The organism is Butyrivibrio proteoclasticus (genome assembly GCF_900115735.1).
Lineage (GTDB): Bacteria > Bacillota > Clostridia > Lachnospirales > Lachnospiraceae > Butyrivibrio > Butyrivibrio proteoclasticus_B.
The window spans coordinates 67,153-84,907 of sequence record NZ_FOXO01000018.1 but is presented as its reverse complement, the minus strand read 5'-3'; the positions used below and the strand labels follow the sequence as shown (position 1 = coordinate 84,907).

Here is a 17,755-nt window from a genome sequence, read left to right as displayed (position 1 = left end):
CCCCAGTATGAGGCAGGTTACCCACGCGTTACTCACCCGTCCGCCACTAAGAATATACAATCATCTGCCGAAGCTTCTGAAGCGTATATTCTCCGTTCGACTTGCATGTGTTAGGCACGCCGCCAGCGTTCATCCTGAGCCAGGATCGAACTCTCACGTTTAAAAGTTTGATCAGGCTAGAACTTAAGCTTGGCTTTTGTTCTGTCCGTTATTTACTATTTCTTTGTTCTGAATAAATTCTCTTGGAATTTTTCAGGGTTGCATTACTGTTTATTTGTCAAGGTGCTATAATTATGAGCCTTACTAGTTGCATAAGGCAACGCAGAAGGAGGGATTCGAACCCTCGCGCCGCTATTAACGACCTGCACCCTTTCCAGGGGTGTCTCTTCAACCACTTGAGTACTTCTGCAAAATAGTTGATTAACAATAATTATTAAATTATCGTAAAGCAGCGTGTTCATAATTAAGCGGAGCGAAAGGGATTCGAACCCTTGTGGCGTTGCCGCCAAACGGTTTTCAAGACCGCCTCGTTATGACCGCTTCGATATCGCTCCGAATATTTATTGTTCCTGCGGAAGTTCTTACGTTCTCGCCGCAGCGCAAGAATTATATTAGCAAAGTGCGCCATATATGTCAAGCATAATTCAAAAAAAAATTCAAAAAATTTCTATGCGTGCATTCTTATACTCTTTTTTGTATAACTTTTCCGCCTTCCGGAACAATTCCTTTAACCACTGAACCTGCGCCAATTACTGCATTTGGGCCAATTTTTGTTCCACGCAGGATTGTCACATTTGCTCCTATCCATGTACCATGTCCAATTTCAATTTTTGAGCTGATAAATTCCTTCCCATCATCATTTTTGAAGTTATGATCATGGTCTACTATCACAACATTGTTTCCAATTTTACAATTATCCCCAATAATAATTTGCTCTGTAGCAGTAATACATGTGCCCGTATTAAAAAAACAATGATTACCAATTATTAGTTCTCCGCCATCTGATACAAGGTAGAGATTTCCCCTGTTCTGATTAAAGCTGCCAAGCTTTATTTTGCCATTCCCATGTATTTCCACATGCAACTTATCAAATGTCTGTATCAGGCCGGCAGAAAATTTAGACATATACCTTATTTTCTTTACTCCAACCACAACAAAATTCTTTAAATACAATATAGGTGATCGCATATTTCCCCTCTTTACTTAATTACAGAATCATATACATTGAACAGCTTTTTCAGATGCGCAGAAAAACTGTATCTTTCCCGGGCAACTCTGTAGCTTTCCATTGATGATTCTATGTATCTTTCTTTTTCAGACAGGAGTTTTTTTATGCCGTTGGCTATTTCCTTTACATTGCCGGGGGTACATATGTATCCGCTCTTTCCATCCGCAACGAGTTGAGGAATTCCTCCGACATTGGTTGACACTATAGGAAGGCCGTAAGCCATTGCATCAAGGATAGACATAGGTAGACCTTCATCATAAGAAGGCAACATGAATACTGCCGATTCTTTAAGATAATTATCCTTTTCTCCTCCTCTTACCCAACCGGGGAAAAGAACTTTTTCTTTAGGTGCAACTTCGTATACTGCTTCTTTTATCTCATTTACATCAGATTCAGTTCCGCTTCCACACAATACAAAAGAGATATCTCTATTCTCTTTAATCGTTTCTTCTATTATTCCGGCGAAATCATATCCGCCTTTTCTTTTTCCTATCTCTCCAAGAAAAAGAACCTGTTTCTTTTCAAAACGCTTCGAAAACAGGTCTTTTACAAAATCCTCATCCTGAGGTTTACAATAGTTTTCAATAACTACCAGCTTGTCTTTAGGGACAATTACGCTCATTGTTTCTTTCCACTCATCAGACAAAACTATAATTTTAGCAAAATCCTTATAAACTTCCCGTATACGTTTTTTCTTTTTCTCTGAAGCATTCACGTAAAAAGTGTTAAAATCAGCGCCGTGGCAGTGATCGACAACAGGAATGTTCCTGCGCTTTGCCATATACAAAAAAGGCTGCATTCTGTAAAAACTAGGCCCAAAGGAAGAATGGATATGAATCATTTCCGGTTTAAACATCCTTAAAACCTTATAAAACTGCGCATATGCTTTTAATGCTTTGAAGAGTTTTTTAAACTTACTTCCATCACAATACGACTGAACATAGCAGAGCTCGTACCTATCCTCAATCTCACTTCCGTAATAGCCATTAGTAACTGCAGCTATCCCCCCCATTACATCAGGTTGCTGAACTATCATGCAAACTCTTGGCTTTCTATCGCTTTTTTTCATTAAACCTCACCAAACTATAACTGTTAGTCTCATCTGTTCTTTAAAATTGCCTCTGCGGCAGGAATATCCTCAGGTGTAGTAATCTTTATATTGTTATAAGAGCCCTCGATGAGCTTAACTTTTTTGTCTGAAAAATACTCAACAACCATGGCATCATCAGTGATGTTGACACCCTTTGCCATAAGCTCTCCCTCTTCCCTGTCAAGTCTCTGGTAGAGATCAAGGATCATCTTATACGAAAAGACCTGAGGTGTCTGAATCATCCATGTTTTTGCCCTGTCAGGAGTGGTCTGTGCAAATCCATTATCATCAGCAATCTTGATTGTATCCTTAACAGGCATGCCGACTACACATGCCCCAAACTCCTTAACTCCATGAAGAGCGCGCAAAATAATATCGTTATCCACAAAAGGTCTGGCTCCATCGTGGATAAACGCATAATCGCAATCATTATCTGCTGCCTGTAGGCCAAGGCGCACGCTATGATAACGGTAAAGTCCGCCTTCGACAATTGCTTTTACCTTATCAAAACCGTACTTTTCCACAATTTCTTTTCTCACATAGTCAATATCTCCACGGGAAACCACCAAAACTATATCGTCTATAAGGCTTTCTTCAAAAGCCTTTAAAGAGTAGTATATAAGCGGTTTTCCACCAATTTCCATGTACTGCTTTTTTACATCACTCTTCATCCTGCTGCCGCTTCCGGCAGCGAGAACCACCGCAACTGTCTTCATTTCATCTCCTAATGGTTGTATATAGGTTTTTCCTCAAAAAAACAAAAACCTATGCACAGCAGTATGCTATATTACTTTCTTCCGTGGAATCTTCGTTCACGATCACCCAGCGGAAGATTGGGAACCGCATTCATATCGAGTCCGAAGCGAACACCCTTCTTATATTCATAAAAAGCTGCTGCCCCGATCATTGCTGCATTGTCTGTACAAAGAACAGGTGAAGGTCTGTAGAACTTTATATTTTCCTTCGAACATTCTTTTTCCATAAGCTCACGAAGTCCAGAATTGGATGCCACACCTCCGGCTATAGCAAGCTTATCGTAGCCATATTCCCTGCAGGCTTTTATAGCATGAGAAACCAAAACTTCGACTACTGCTTTCTGGAATGAAGCCGCAACATCGGCCTGGTTAAGTTCCCGGCCCTGCATCTTTGCCTGATTTATGTAATTTAGTACAGATGATTTCAATCCGCTAAAAGAAAAGTCATATTCCGCATCAGGAATCTGGGCCTGTGGAAAAGTAAAGGCATCAGGATTCCCCTCTTTTGCCGCCTTATCAATCTTGGGACCACCCGGATATCCAAGTCCTATAGCCCTGGCCACTTTGTCGAAAGCCTCTCCTGCTGCATCATCCCTGGTCTGGCCTATGATCTCGTACTCGCCATAATCCTTTACAACAACAAGGTGTGAGTGACCTCCTGAAACCACAAGGCAAACAAAAGGAGGCTCAAGGTCTTTGTTCTCAATAAAGTTAGCGCTGATATGTCCCTCTATGTGATGCACACCTATAAGTGGCTTTCCCGTAGCAAAAGAGATTGCTTTAGCCTCTGAAACTCCCACCAAAAGAGCTCCTACAAGGCCGGGGCCATAGGTCACTGCAATAGCATCAATATCTTTCAAAGTCAGATTGGCTTCTGAAAGAGCTGCTCTTATGCATCCATTCATTTTTTCAACATGCTTTCTGGACGCGATCTCAGGGACAACACCGCCGTAAATTGTGTGAAGTGCAATCTGGGAAGAAATGATGTTAGAGAGAACTTCTCTGCCGTTTCTGACTACTGCTGCTGCAGTTTCATCACAACTACTCTCAATGGCAAGTATTGTAACATCTCCATCTTCCGGTTTGGCAGTCTCGCTGTTTTTACCTTCTTTTATAGACATAAAGATGACGCCGTCATCCTCGACATTTTTATTTATTTCCATATCTTTTTGTACCTTTATCTTTTAAGATTTCCGCCAAATTTCTTCAAAGCCTCTGCTTCCTTAAACCTGTTCTCACTTGTGAGGAAATTGTAATCGTCCTTACTGGTAAGAAGAGCTATATCTTTAGAGTTTGATACGTCTCCCGGATGAAAAAGAATTTCCATGCTGTTCTTTCCACGGTCAGCAAGAATCTCTCCTGCAAAAGGAAGGCAGGCTTTCACATTCTCATAAAACATATGCCCGGACATCATAACTCCCATAAAGAGCTTGTCCTCTGTCTTTAAACTATCCAGCTCGTTTCTGTATTTTCTTTTATTTCTGGCAGAAAGAAAATTCAAAATGAGCACCTTAAGAACATTTACAAAAGAGATGCCCGTAAGTTTAGATGCAGCTTTTTTGTAAATTGATATTTCTTCCTTCGGAAATCTTATATATGAAACCTGAAGATTCTTTTCTTTTATCACATCCATAACAGCGTCAAAAATAACAGGGATCATGTGGTAATGCACATGTCCGTCGATCCTGAAAACGCCGTCATTCATGTAAAGCCTGCAGGCTTCGATCTGAGCCTCAACCTCTTTTTTTACCTGTTTAGAATACAAAAGTCGCAGTACCGGAACATAACTCATTACAAGGAGCTTAATAAATCCGATATCGAAATTCCCATCAGAATTAATAAGTCTGGATGCTTTGTCACCTGTAAGTGGCTTTCCCTCAACAAAATTAAGATGTACTGTCACAAAGAGATCTTTTCTGATATCCTCTATTGCATCCATGCACTCCTTTAGATGAGGGCTATTTGGCATGATGCTGATGCCATTAAGAGCTCCGTTGTGATAACAGTCTATAATATGACGACTCTGCTCCGGAAAAAGTCCATAGTCGTCTGCATGATATTCAACCAAAAATAATTCCTCCCAAAACTTAATTAGCTTTTTCTGTCCACCCAAGAATCTTCCATTTTCCGGAATCATCCTGTCTCAAAATAAAAACGTAATAAAGCCCCTGACTTGAAGTTCCCTTTCTAAGGCTAAAGTAGCAGTCAACGTTACACATTTTTCTGCCATCAACTGTCACCACTTCAGGCTCTCTGCTCTGAACCTGATAAGTAGGGATAGAGTAATCCTCATCACGTCTGGTCTTTACTTCGTTTTTCATGGACTGATAATAATCGGATTGATTAGCTAGAAGCTCATCATCCATTATCCCCTCCAAAACTTCCAGCATCCTCTTTTGCTGATCATCAGTATATGTCTCTTTGTACAATACCTTCATGATATTGGCATACATATCCACAACTTTCCTGGGATTTGCAGGATAATCTTTTTCAAGATTAGTTGTCGTAATCTGGTCAACTACTGTCAGTGTATAATTTTCTTCATTGGACGAGCTATGATTTCTGGTAAAAATAAGAAACAGCCCCAATACAACAAGCGCGCCAAAAACTGCCAGTAATACCGATTTGATCACTACTGATTTTGTGTTTTCCATATACCCCTCGCTTTCTTAAGCTCTTTTTAGCTTTCAAACTTAAGTGTGACACTTCTGCCGTCTTTTGCTGCCACTACATTTTGGAAAATCTTTTTTGTTTCCGGTAAATATTCTGCCGGATTCACAAGTGAAGGGCTATAGTGCGTAAGCCACATCTCTTTTACCTCTGCCCTGGCTGCCATTTTAGCCGCCTCATAAAACGTCATATGCTTGTATTCTTTAGCCTTAACAATCTTATCTGGCTCTCCATACATCCCCTCGCATATGAAAAGATCTGAATCTTTCGCATTCTCCACTATACTGTCTGTAGGGCGTGAATCCGTTGTATATGTAAGCTTAAGTCCCTTTCTGGTCTCTCCAAGCACCATATCGGGAGTAAATACCCTTCCATCTTCAAGCTCAATAGTATTACCCTTTTGAAGCTTGTTCCAATACTGTCTGTCTATACCTGCTGCCATGGCTGCTTCCACATTAAACTTTCCCTGTCGTCTAAGTTCCATTGTGTAGCCATAACATGTAATATTGTGATTAACCTTAAAAGCCTTAATAGTAAATTCAGGAAATCCTTCAAGTGTAAACTCTTTTTCGTTTTCGTCAAGTTCCATAAAGTTTATCTTAAAAGGTAATTCCGGCGCAATAACGCGAAGTGAATTAACGACCTTTCCAAGGCCCTTTGGGCCCACCATAAGAAGCGGCTCTGTGCGCTCAGCATTACCCATGGTTAAAAGAAGCCCCGGCAAACCGCTGATATGGTCTGCATGATAATGGGTAAAACAGATAACATCGATTGGCTTGGCACTGATTCCTTTCTTTTTCATGGCAATCTGAGTAGCTTCACCAGAATCGATCAAAACACACTTTCCGTTGTATCTCACAAGAAGTGAAGTGAGGAAACGGTTTGGAAGAGGCATCATTCCGCCGGTTCCAAGTAAACAAACATCTATCATAAATTATTTCCTTTTCCAATAAATAACGGCATCCTCTTTGGGATTCTCGTAAAATCCTGGCCTTTTTCCCTCTGAAACGAATCCCAGCCTCTCATAAAGACCGATTGCAGGAGAATTTCCTTCTCTTACTTCCAGGGTATAGGATTCTATTCCAAGACCGTGACCTCTTTCAATGAGCTGCCTCAGCATTTTATAGGCAACGCCTTCTCTTCTGGTGTCAGCGGATACCGATACATTTGTTATCTCGCCTTCACCGGATATATTCTGAACTCCGCATAGTCCCACAATTCTTCCGGCCTTTTCTGCCACAAGATAAATTGTGTCATCGCGTGTCATGGCATCAAGAAGCTGTTTTTTTGTCCAGGCCTCTTTTCCTAAATTGGATTCTTCAAGCTTATAGGCATCGTCAACATCCTCAGGCGTCATCTCCCTTACCCTGATGATTCCCGGAGCCTTTGGTGTACTGTCCTTTTTAGGCGCTGTTCCGCCATTTTCTTTAGCCTCTCGTTCAGCCTGCGAAAGTCTTAAATAGTCAGGAGCAAACTCATCTGCCGTAGTAAACCTGTTTTCAACGGCATAAACATTGGCCAGAGCGCAAAGTGCTGCCGCATTCTGCCTGCTCTGATGAAATGGAGCTATGGAATACGGAACAGTCAAAAGTCCTTCAAGCTTATCCCTGTAAACAGGAACACCATCTCCCAAAAGAACCACAGGTTTTCCAATTTTGTTGAGCTCTTCAGCAATGTTTTCCACAGAGGTTGCGAACTGTTCGTGGATAACCTGCATATCAAAGGTCTGCTCGCGAACCTTTCCCTCCTGCCTGTTGGGAACAAATGTATAAATACCTGTGTACACCTGATTTCTTTTGGCATCCATCATAGGACAAATAATTTTCTCAACCCCATATAGATTATAGGCAATACCATCTACTGTCGGGATGGCTATTATGGGTTTATCGAGGGCAAGTGCAAGTCCTTTTGCTGTTGCACTTCCTATCCTCAGCCCGGTAAAAGAACCTGGTCCCTTAGCCACAGCTACGGCATCAATAGATGATAGGTCAAGATGAATCTTTTTACAGATGTCATCAAGCATAGGCATCAGTATCTCTGAGTGTGTAGTTTTGTACTGAATGAGGAATTGTGAAAGCAGCATATCGCCGTCTGAAACAGCCACAGCCCCCACAAGTCCTGATGTATCAATTGCTAATATCTTCATTTATATCTCCGGATTATCTCTTTGTCATTGTAATAAGGCGATAGTCAAAACCTTTTTCAAGATTCTTTTCTATAACAATCTCTGTATAGTGCTCAGGAAGAATCTCTTCTATCAGGTTAGCCCATTCTACGAAGCAGACTCCATCGCCATAAAAATAATCCTCATAGCCAATTTCATCCATCTCGCTCACGTCACCAATCCTGTATACATCGAAATGGTAAAAGGGAATCCTTCCCTCGTCATAAACCTGAAGTATAGTAAAAGTCGGACTGCTGACAGGTCCTTTTATCCCAAGTCCCGCTGCAACTCCCTGAGTGAGCACAGTCTTGCCAACACCCAGGTCTCCGATCAAAGTATAGACCATGCCAGGTGTGGCATTCTCACCGATTCTTTTTCCAATTTCGAAGGTTTCTTTTGCACTATTTGTTTCAAGTCGGGTAACTATATCCATATAAAGCCTCACAAATATCACATTCTAAATTATAGTATAGCATATTAGACAAGGTGCAAAAAGAGTCGCACTTTTACATGCGACTCTTAAAAAAAATTCATATCAAACTACAGACACCATCAAGCGTCAGCTTCAACTGTTTTCTTCTTGGCAACAAGCATAGGTTCTGCCTTTAATATAGGACTTATCTGCTTGTAGATAAGGAATGTTACTGCACTGTGAACAATTCCTTTAACAAGGTTAAATGGCGCCACGCAGAATAGACAGAATGTAAAGAGATTATCAACAAATGGGTAAATCTCTGTTCCAGCTTTCAGTATATTCTCTACACCACCAAACATAAGAGCATAAGCAGGAATCATGAAGAATGCATTTAATGCTGCGCCGATAAAAGCGATGCAAAGCGTTGCGAGAATGCATCCGATAAGAGCAGTTTTCCTGGTTCTCTTAAATCTGTATACGATTGAAGCCACCATTACAAAAGAGGCTCCGATAACAAAGTTAGCTATTTCTCCTACGAAAGCAGAAGTTGTTCCCTGGATGAGAACATTAAGTGTAACCTTTATAAACTCCACCATAACTCCTGCAAATGGTCCAGCCGCAAATCCAACTATAAGAGCCGGAATATCGCTGAAGTCGAATTTGTAAAAGCTTGGTGCGATTGGAAGTGGAAACTCTATAAGCATCAGCACAAAAGATATTGCTGAGAAAACACCGATAATTGCCATCTTTCTTGGTGTTAAGATTCCCTCCGATTTTCTTCCTTCCCTCAGATCTTTTTTGGCTGCGATTGTTTCAGCCAGATATGCCAATACAAAAGCCAATACTATAAGAAGTATGAGGCCTATGAATCTGCCTGAATTCCCTGCAATGATCTGAAGTAAACTTTGTTCCTGTTTCATTTTTTCCTCCTTTTGTTCGGGGGAGGAGTCCTATACACGATTTTGTGTTTAAAAAAATATCAGGAAAATAAAAAATCCCAAGTAAATATACTTGGGGTACGCAAACCAAAATCATGCATTCTTCTCTCATCCAGACTTTACTGTCGGTTTTGGAATCTCACCAAATCAGCCACTCATCACAAAAGATAAGTAGGTCGCGGACTATACCGCCGGTTGGGAATTACACCCTACCCCGAAGAACTATATTTTTTCTAAATCAAATACTATAATGGATATAGCCATATGTCAAGAGTGTTTGACAATTTAATTTTGCAAAATTATAATTTGAATGTATTAAGTCAATCTCAGGAACTATCGAGGAAAAACAAAAACCTATGCATTCTTGAATCAACAATTCAAGAATGCATCAACCAAGCCAATTTAAATCGACTTCGTCGATGAGGCTTGGTTGACTCTTCACTCATATTCTCACGAAATCCGCAGTATATGCGGATTTCTGGAATTTAGTTCAAGATGTCATAAATTTATAAGAAGTCTATGAGGTAATCATGAAAGCTATAGACCGAAAGAGTCTCAAACCAGGTATGATACTGGCAAAAGACGTTCATGTAAATGCACAAAAAATCGTGCTTTTAAGCAAAGGCGATATCATTTCCAGGAAAGATCTTGCCAAGTTGGCTTTTTATTCAATAGATGAAGTCTATATTGAAGACGAAATAGTCACAGTTTCCACAAATGAGTCTGATGCGAACTACAATGGCTCTTATACCCGTTTGGATCGGATCAAGGCCACACCTGAATTCCAAGAGTTCAAAAAGAGTTTTGAAGAATGCTCTGAATCCTTTAAAAACTCGATTAACGACGTTATCCTAAAGAGCAAAGAATTCAAAGTTGGAGATCTCATGGCACCAATTTACAGGCTGCTTAAGAAAAATCCAAACACTAATGTAGTATTCGATATGCTTCACAATTTGCGAGAGTATGATGACGCTACCTATACCCACTGTATCAACGTAGCACTCATTTCCAACATTCTCGCCAAATGGCTTAAAATGGACGATACAGAAATCGACATCGCAACTCAGGCAGGTCTTTTTCACGACATAGGAAAGGTAATGATTCCTGAAGACATAATAAAAAAGCCAGGAAAACTTACTGAAAAGGAATATGAAGAGATAAAAAAGCATCCACAGATTGGATATGATGTCCTAAAAGACCAGCCAGTTAGTAATCATGTTAAAAATGCAGCACTTATGCACCACGAAAGATGTGATGGCACCGGTTATCCACAAGGTCTCAAGGCTCCTCAGATCGATCGTTATGCCAAGCTAGTATCAATAGCAGATGTATACGATGCCATGACCAGTGCAAGATACTACCGCGAACCTCTTTGTCCCTTCACAGCTATTGAGCTCTTTGAGGAAAATGGTTTTACAAAATACGATTCTGAAATGATCATGACCTTCTTGAAAAATATCGTAAATACATATATTTCAAGCACTGTTAAACTGAGTTCGGGAGAAATTGGTGAGATCATTTTTGTAAATCAGGACAGTCTGTCAAAGCCAACTGTAAGAATAGGTGATGATTATATCGACCTTAGCAAGCGCAAGGGCGTCACCATTGAGAAAATCCTATAAAAAAGGAAAGCTATTTCAGCTTTCCTTTTTTATTAAGCATGTTTCAATTTGAATTTCTGCATATCATAGTCTGAGTCAACTTTTTCAATATGAGCACCAAGCTCGCGAAGCTTTTTGTCAAAGTCTTCATAGCCTCTTTCGATATACATGATGTCCTCTACAGATGAAAATCCTTCAGCTGTAAGGGCTGCTATTACAAGAGCCGCTCCTGCTCTAAGGTCCGGTGCTGACACTGTAGCTCCAGTATACTTATCAACACCTTCAATAATTGCAGTACTGCCCTCAACCTTAATGCATGCACCCATTCTTGTAAGTTCATCAACATATTTAAATCTGTTCTCGAAAATACTCTCTGTTACGATACTGATACCACTTGCAAGTCCAAGGGCAACCGTAATCTGAGGCTGCATATCTGTTGGAAATCCCGGATAAGGAAGTGTCTTGACATGGGTATTGGTAAGACGCTTTGTAGCTACAACTCTTACCGCATCATCTGACTCATGAATCTGACATCCCATCTCTATAAGTTTTGCACTGATAGATTCCAAATGCTTGGGAATTACATTCTTTATAGTGATATCACCCTTAGTAGCTGCAGCTACCAACATAAATGTCCCTGCCTCTATCTGGTCAGGAATAATCGTATACTCAGTACCGTGGAGCTTTTCAACCCCTTTTATCCTGATAACATCAGTTCCGGCACCCTTTATATTGGCACCCATGCTGTTAAGAAAGTTTGCAAAATCTACTACATGTGGTTCCTTGGCAGCGTTTTCAATAATAGTCTTACCCTCTGCCATAGCTGCTGCCATCATGATATTGATAGTAGCACCGACACTTACAACATCAAGGTAAATGTGACTGCCAGTAAGTTTATCAGCATGAGCATCAATGATACCATGTTCAATGCTCACCTGCGCGCCAAGAGCTGTAAAGCCCTTGATATGCTGATCTATAGGTCTAAGACCTATGTTACACCCGCTTGGAAGTACAACTCCTGCTTTCTTATATTTTCCAAGAAAAGCCCCAAGCAGATAATAAGATGCGCGAATCTTTTTAATGTAATCCTCTATTGTATATGTGTGAATCTGTGAAGCATTTATTTTAACCGAATGTCTTCCTGTTCTCTCAACAAAGGCACCGGTTGAACTTATAGCCTGAAGCATAGCATTGGTGTCTGACTCATCAGGCATATTGTCTATATATACAGTTTCGTCCGCCATTGTAGCAGCAGCTAAAATCGCAAGCGCAGCGTTCTTTGCACCGCCTATTTCAACTTCTCCTACAAGAGGAACTCCACCTTTTATTACATATTTTTCCATAGGAATCCCATCCCATATAACCTATTTTTCAAAAATTAACTCTTTTGCCAAATTATATTAATAGCACAATATGATATATGTGTCAAAAATGGCTTAGTTTAAATAATTCAACGGATTGACCTGAGTACCGCCAATCAAAATCTCAAAATGCAGGTGCGGCCCAGTGGAAACACCGGTATTTCCTGACAACGCAATCTTTTGTCCCTGAGTAACTGACTGTCCAACTGAAACAAGAACTTTTGAAAGATGACCATATCTGGTCTCTCTTCCATCAGAATGCCTGATATATACACAGTATCCATATCCGCTTCCCCAACCGGCTCTTGTAACAACACCTGATGAAGATGCAACAACCGCTGTTCCGACAGGAGTAGCCCAGTCAACGCCTTTATGGTAAGAACTTGCTCCTTTAGTAGGACTTGTTCTCTTTCCAAATCCTGATGTCAATCGTCCACCGGAAATAGGTTTTATGTATGTAGGAGGAACGATGGTACCCTTTTCAACAATCTTAGGAACAGCCTGATAAGTAACTTCTTCCTTCTGGATCTCACTGGATACCTCACTGGCATCATTATATGTCACAAGAGCTACAACCTTTCTGTGTCCTGCGGAAGGTTCCTGTATTACCTTACTCTGTGTTGTATACCATGAATCGTTATAGACATACTGAACTTCTGCCTCATAGTCCTCTTCATAGTATTCTTGAACTGTGTAGACTACTGAAAGTTCAGGTTCCGGAACTGTTACTATAAGTTCATCGCCTGTTCGGATAGTAGTGTTCTCACTCTCCAAAAATCCGTTCATAGCTACGATATCTGCTACTGTAAGATCATATTTTAAAGCTATGGAGCCAAGAACATCGCCTTCCTGCACTTCATAGATCTGATTAGTTTCTTTATCCTTGGTCACTTCATTAATAGCTTCTGAAAGCTCTGTAATCTCATCATCAGGAAGATAGCTTTCTACGATTTCAACCTTATCCGCAAAATCTATGGATAAAAGACCAAGCTCGTAATCAGAAAAATCCTTGTCATAGGAAATAGGTGCAGCATCCCTGACTGCCTCTGTAAGCATTTGAGAAAAGCCGGATTCCGGCATGCTTGTCTGGGCATTTTTCTCTTCTTTTTTTACTTCTTCCTTACTAAGAACAACCGGAGTCAAAACGTTCACTTCTCTGGTTGGGTCAAGAGTCAAAGTGACATCATATTTGTCCTCTGTATCATAGGTGGAAAGAGCTGTCTCAAGAAGCTCCATTACATCATCGATTGAAGCAAGATTCACAGAAAACTCATTAATCTTAATTGAGTATGCTCGGTTAAGCGTACTTTTTCTGCTTCCTGTCAGAACTTCAACCATAGACTTTGTAACATCTGCCATAGAGTCGACAGCGCCAAAAATTTTGTCACTACCATCAATTGTCATATCTGCTCCGGCAAGAGTTAGCTCATCATCGCTACTTGATATCTCTTTTCTCGCCGTACGATATGCTTCATAGGCATCGCTCCTTGAAGCCACTGTTCCAACAAACTGCCCGTTTAAAGTTATTGTAAAAAGATTATTGCCTCCCTTCTGGAACTTAACAAATGTAGGCATAAATAAGATCCAGAAAGCAATGACCACCAAAGTGGAATGCAAAAACCAAATTTTAATTCTGTTTCTAAAAATCGTGTTTCTAAAATTCATGTTGTAAATCTTTCCAAAATGTATTAAATGATACCAAAAATTCTAAGAATATTTATAACAAGGTCCGCTCCTGCCACGAGAAGTGTAACTATAAGAATTGGAAGAAGCGCTGTGTTCTTGGTTTCAATGGCAAATTGGACTTCTTCAAATTTCTTTTTGATCTCTTTATATTCTTCCTGATGCTTCTCTTCCTGTTTATTCAGTACTGCCTGAACATTACGGTAGGTCTGAACACCAACATCATGTGTTTTTGTGCTATTTTCATCAAACTTTTTGTTGAAGTTCTCCTCCATTTTTTTGGAAACTGCTTCAACTGACTCACTGATAGCCGACTCAACCTCAGCCTGGGTGTTAGCTTTGATCATATCCTGTGCACTCATTTCCTTAGCGAGCTTATCCATAATGTTATCCAAAATATTCCCTCCCAATGAAATCTACTATCCCTCTGATCTGCATACAATATACAATATCATCCATTGTGCAAATTAGACAAGACAATATTTATATAAATACATTTGTTGTACACTTTTACCATTTGTTTACTATTTGTTCATAATTTGTTAATAATTGAATTGTATATTAATACCATAGCCGATGGAAATACGGCAACTCAATTTAGAAAGATAGATTTTTTCATAATAGGCCAGGTGCGGGAGACCGTATCTGGCCACTCCTCATTAATAAGGCAATTATGGTAATGGCCGCAAAACCATTACCATAGTCCTGACTTAATCCTCTTTCTTCTCTCCCACTGCCTGAATCTCTTCATTAAGTGAAAGCATGCGAGCATCAAGGTCCGCCACCATTTGTGCACATTGCGTAAGCTCCGAATTGATATGACTTGGAGCCTTACCTTCAAACTTGTACTGAATCTTGTGCTCAAGAGAAGCCCAGAAATCCATGGCTACAGTTCTTATCTGGATTTCAACCTTAACATTAACAATTCTGTCTGAAAGATAAACAGGGAGAGATACTATCATGTGATAGCTTCTGTATCCGCTGTTTTTAGGGTTCATAATATAATCCTTAACAGTATGGACCTGAATATCTTTCTGGTTGCTGATCATCTCAGCAATTCTGTATATATCCGATGTAAAAGAGCAAATGATACGGATTCCTGCTATGTCATTAACATAGCGGACCATGTTTCCTATTGTAGACTCATACCCATTTCTCTTTAGCTTTTTTACAATACTCTCAGGTGCCTTAACTCTGGCCTTAACGTGCTCGATGGGGTTATATCTGTGAACTTCCTGAAACTCCTCGTTAAGTATCTCTATCTTGGTGGTTATCTGCTTAAGCGCAGCATTATAGAGAAGGTTAACTTCCTCCCAGGTGTTAATATCATCGGAAATCTTGATGTTGCTCTCAGCGAGATCTAATTCCATATTAGCTCCTTGTTTTCCAGTACTCTTTGTTTAAACTGCAAAGTTTCACAACACTCATAGGAAGCTTTTTATAATTTCTTCCAAGCTTATAGCCCATCCATCTGAAGCCACACATAACAATATATCCCGGAATAAGATGTGCTTTTCCTATATGTCTGAAATGATCGATAGTCTGTCTCACCATCTTTTTGCCTTCAGTTTCCGATTTGATCCTGCCAAAGATCTCCGGATGATCAGTCTGTGAAACACCAAGGTCAAAATTCCTGTGAAACTGCTGCATACAAGTGTAATTGTGCGAGTGGATGACTCCCGCCTCGGGAACATACATAATAGCATAGCCCCGCTGACAGGCATTACCCGCAAATACCATATCCTCATTAAAAATAGTTCTGTGAGTAAATCCACCAATTACATTATATACGTCACGCCTGTACATGGCACATACATTTGAACAAAAATAAGTTTTTATTCCAAGTTTATCCACATCATCCTGTGTTTTTTTCATAGGTTCATTGGGATAATTAAACTTTCTTGAATATCTCTCTGCAAGATTGCAGTCAGATTTCGGATACTGTCTTGCATAAGCCGCAGCCACATCTCTGTCCAATGCCTTTGCAAGATTACTAATAAGCATCTTATCCCTCGGGAACGCATCCTGAGTCATCATTAAAAAGAAGTCCGAATCAGATAATGCTACTCCCTGATTTCTGGTTTCACCGTGGTCAAATTCAGCCTTTGTTACATGCTTTACTATTATATTGTCATACTTTTCCAGAGGATTTTCTTTCGTCTCCTCAAGAAGCTTATTCCAGTATTTTTCCTCCGTATTCATGATGATGATGTGGCTTGGCCTCAATGACTGTTTTTCCAAATCATCGATCATTGTCAGCACAGAGTAATCCGGCTTGTAGGTAGGAATAATTACGTCTACTGTATTCATCTGTTTTTCCTTTTATATACAACTTATGCTGAGCGCACGGTTCTAACTTAAAAGAGGTATGTGCGCTTTGTTAAAGCACAATACGCACATACCATCTCTACAGTCTAAAATGCCCTCAGCATTAAATCATCAATTCAAATATGGATCTGTATCAGCTTTGATCTTATCACTAAATTTCTGTACATCTGGAGAAATTGTATACTCTGTATCATTGAACAGGAACTGATGAAGCCACTTAACATTGCTTGCAAGATCAACAGCAATTACGCAGCTTCCCTTCTTACCGATTGTACCTGTTGCTCTCATGCTCTCTTCAGGGAATCCGCCATTATCAACTACATTGTAATTAGCTACATTCTTAAGAAGTTCAAGGATCTCTGAAAGATCAAGTGAAGTATATGTCTCATCAAATGCCTTGTTGGCAATTGTCTCAAGATCTGAATAGCTCTTGCCCTTTGCCTTTTCAAGACAAGCCATAAGAACTGTTCTCTGTCTTTCAGCACGCTTGAAGTCATCGCCTGCTGTGTATCTGATACGGCAATAAGCTGTTGCCTGAAGGCCATTAAGTGTCTGAAGACCAGTGCTTGTTACAGGCACATACTCAAGTCCAAGCTCTGTAGCCATTGTTGCCTGATAGTTATTAAGATGAGAAATCTCAGCCTCTGTAACATCGATCTCGACACCGCCGAGAGCGTTAACTACATCTGTCAGTCCCTTGAATCCGATAGTGATAAAGTCCTCTATATCCATATCAAGATTCATGTTAAGCATTGAAATAGCCTGCTCAGGACCACCTTCAGCGTATGCTGCGTTACACTTTGTATACTCATCATTACTAAGATTAAGATAAGTATCACGATAAACTGAACAAAGCTTCACTTCGCCATTTTCATTATTTATAGAAGCAATAATGATTGTATCTGTTCTGGTGTTTTTCTTGATAGCGCCCTGGTTCTTGGCTTCATCACGTGTATCAACGCCAAAAAGTGCGATATTGGTATAGCCTTTCATCTGCTCGTTTTCAGCAGCTGTTTCACTAATACTATTTGAAATAACTTCCTCGTTCATATTGACCTTACCAACCTTGGTAACATCGACCTTAAAAAATACATGGTACGCAACAAGAACAAGAATACAAGCAACTAAGATTTCTGCAACAAGAATGATGATTGCCTTCTTGTTATTATTCTTTTTACCTGATCCACCATGTGAACCACCTCTTCTGGATGATTGGCTTCTGGTCGCACTTGAATGACTCTTCGAACCGCTTCTTGAAGAAGAATGGCTCCTGGAGCCTGTTGAGCTCTTTCTTGCGGATTTATCGTCATAATCATCATAATCGTCGTAATCATCACGATATCTATTATCACGAGCAGACTTTCTCACTTCCCCGTTATTTTTGTGAGAAGAACGTCTTTCGTCTCTGTCGTAGTATTCATCATCACGCCTTGACATTTTCTATCTCCTTTATCCCAGCAAATTATAATTTACATAATAAAAAACATATTATACTATGCCACAAATGTTCCAAATATACAAG

At 40.0% G+C, this 17,755-nt stretch carries 17 protein-coding genes, 2 tRNA genes, 1 rRNA gene and 1 riboswitch; of the genes, 1 reads left to right on the top strand and 19 read right to left on the bottom strand.

What is annotated here, in order from left to right:
- The 13 genes from BM146_RS11890 to BM146_RS11830 all read right to left on the bottom strand — a co-directional run.
- Positions 1–161: ribosomal RNA gene (locus BM146_RS11890) — 16S ribosomal RNA — on the bottom strand; the annotation flags it as partial.
- Between the two features lie 159 nt (positions 162–320).
- A tRNA-Ser gene (locus BM146_RS11885) sits at positions 321–409 on the bottom strand.
- A gap of 59 nt (positions 410–468) precedes the next feature.
- Positions 469–554, bottom strand: a tRNA-Ser gene (locus BM146_RS11880).
- Between the two features lie 127 nt (positions 555–681).
- Positions 682–1,188, bottom strand: coding sequence for an acyltransferase (locus BM146_RS11875; RefSeq protein WP_074889161.1), 507 nt, complete (start codon positions 1,186–1,188; stop codon positions 682–684).
- 11 nt (positions 1,189–1,199) lie between these two features.
- Positions 1,200–2,297: a glycosyltransferase family 4 protein gene (locus tag BM146_RS11870; RefSeq protein ID WP_207649921.1), complete on the bottom strand. Its 1,098-nt coding sequence runs from the start codon at positions 2,295–2,297 to the stop codon at positions 1,200–1,202.
- A gap of 29 nt (positions 2,298–2,326) precedes the next feature.
- Positions 2,327–3,034, bottom strand: a complete 708-nt coding sequence (ispD, locus tag BM146_RS11865) for a 2-C-methyl-D-erythritol 4-phosphate cytidylyltransferase (protein ID WP_074889158.1) — start codon at positions 3,032–3,034, stop codon at positions 2,327–2,329.
- 71 nt (positions 3,035–3,105) lie between these two features.
- Positions 3,106–4,194 carry a tRNA (adenosine(37)-N6)-threonylcarbamoyltransferase complex transferase subunit TsaD gene (gene tsaD / locus BM146_RS11860; RefSeq protein WP_074889173.1) on the bottom strand — a complete coding sequence of 363 codons (1,089 nt, stop codon included), beginning with the start codon at positions 4,192–4,194 and terminating at the stop codon, positions 3,106–3,108.
- Positions 4,195–4,250: 56 nt separating this feature from the next.
- Positions 4,251–5,141, bottom strand: a complete 891-nt coding sequence (locus BM146_RS11855; protein ID WP_177201648.1) for a ChbG/HpnK family deacetylase — start codon at positions 5,139–5,141, stop codon at positions 4,251–4,253.
- A gap of 19 nt (positions 5,142–5,160) precedes the next feature.
- On the bottom strand, positions 5,161–5,727 hold the full coding sequence (locus BM146_RS11850; RefSeq protein WP_074889151.1) for a DUF6715 family protein: 567 nt from the start codon (positions 5,725–5,727) through the stop codon (positions 5,161–5,163).
- Positions 5,728–5,753: 26 nt separating this feature from the next.
- Positions 5,754–6,674 carry a ribonuclease Z gene (locus BM146_RS11845; RefSeq protein ID WP_074889148.1) on the bottom strand — a complete coding sequence of 307 codons (921 nt, stop codon included), beginning with the start codon at positions 6,672–6,674 and terminating at the stop codon, positions 5,754–5,756.
- 3 nt (positions 6,675–6,677) lie between these two features.
- Entirely contained in the window at positions 6,678–7,889 is a 1,212-nt protein-coding gene (tsaB, locus tag BM146_RS11840) for a tRNA (adenosine(37)-N6)-threonylcarbamoyltransferase complex dimerization subunit type 1 TsaB (protein ID WP_074889145.1), read from the bottom strand.
- A gap of 13 nt (positions 7,890–7,902) precedes the next feature.
- Positions 7,903–8,340, bottom strand: a complete 438-nt coding sequence (gene tsaE / locus BM146_RS11835; protein ID WP_074889143.1) for a tRNA (adenosine(37)-N6)-threonylcarbamoyltransferase complex ATPase subunit type 1 TsaE — start codon at positions 8,338–8,340, stop codon at positions 7,903–7,905.
- Positions 8,341–8,459: 119 nt separating this feature from the next.
- Positions 8,460–9,242: an ECF transporter S component gene (locus BM146_RS11830; RefSeq protein ID WP_074889140.1), complete on the bottom strand. Its 783-nt coding sequence runs from the start codon at positions 9,240–9,242 to the stop codon at positions 8,460–8,462.
- A gap of 114 nt (positions 9,243–9,356) precedes the next feature.
- A riboswitch (FMN riboswitch) is annotated at positions 9,357–9,486 on the bottom strand.
- A 304-nt stretch (positions 9,487–9,790) separates the two neighbouring features.
- On the opposite strand from BM146_RS11830, the gene BM146_RS11825 reads away from it, so the two are divergent.
- Positions 9,791–10,882 carry an HD-GYP domain-containing protein gene (locus BM146_RS11825; protein ID WP_074889137.1) on the top strand — a complete coding sequence of 364 codons (1,092 nt, stop codon included), beginning with the start codon at positions 9,791–9,793 and terminating at the stop codon, positions 10,880–10,882.
- Between the two features lie 32 nt (positions 10,883–10,914).
- Here BM146_RS11825 and BM146_RS11820 read toward each other — a convergent pair whose 3' ends face one another.
- The 6 genes from BM146_RS11820 to BM146_RS11795 all read right to left on the bottom strand — a co-directional run bounded on the left by BM146_RS11820 (position 10,915) and on the right by BM146_RS11795 (position 17,670).
- On the bottom strand, positions 10,915–12,204 hold the full coding sequence (locus BM146_RS11820; protein WP_074889133.1) for a UDP-N-acetylglucosamine 1-carboxyvinyltransferase: 1,290 nt from the start codon (positions 12,202–12,204) through the stop codon (positions 10,915–10,917).
- A 93-nt stretch (positions 12,205–12,297) separates the two neighbouring features.
- Positions 12,298–13,797: a peptidoglycan DD-metalloendopeptidase family protein gene (locus BM146_RS11815; protein WP_242949392.1), complete on the bottom strand. Its 1,500-nt coding sequence runs from the start codon at positions 13,795–13,797 to the stop codon at positions 12,298–12,300.
- 113 nt (positions 13,798–13,910) lie between these two features.
- The gene (locus BM146_RS11810; RefSeq protein WP_074889127.1) at positions 13,911–14,300 is read right to left on the bottom strand and encodes a hypothetical protein; all 390 of its coding nucleotides are present in this window, start codon (positions 14,298–14,300) and stop codon (positions 13,911–13,913) included.
- A gap of 315 nt (positions 14,301–14,615) precedes the next feature.
- Positions 14,616–15,275, bottom strand: coding sequence for a GTP pyrophosphokinase (locus BM146_RS11805; protein WP_074889124.1), 660 nt, complete (start codon positions 15,273–15,275; stop codon positions 14,616–14,618).
- Between the two features lies 1 nt (position 15,276).
- On the bottom strand, positions 15,277–16,215 hold the full coding sequence (locus BM146_RS11800; protein ID WP_074889120.1) for a glycosyltransferase family 2 protein: 939 nt from the start codon (positions 16,213–16,215) through the stop codon (positions 15,277–15,279).
- 129 nt (positions 16,216–16,344) lie between these two features.
- A complete protein-coding gene (locus tag BM146_RS11795) occupies positions 16,345–17,670 on the bottom strand; it encodes an LCP family protein (RefSeq protein ID WP_074889117.1) in 1,326 nt (441 codons plus the stop codon).
- Between the last annotated feature and the right edge of the window lie 85 nt (positions 17,671–17,755).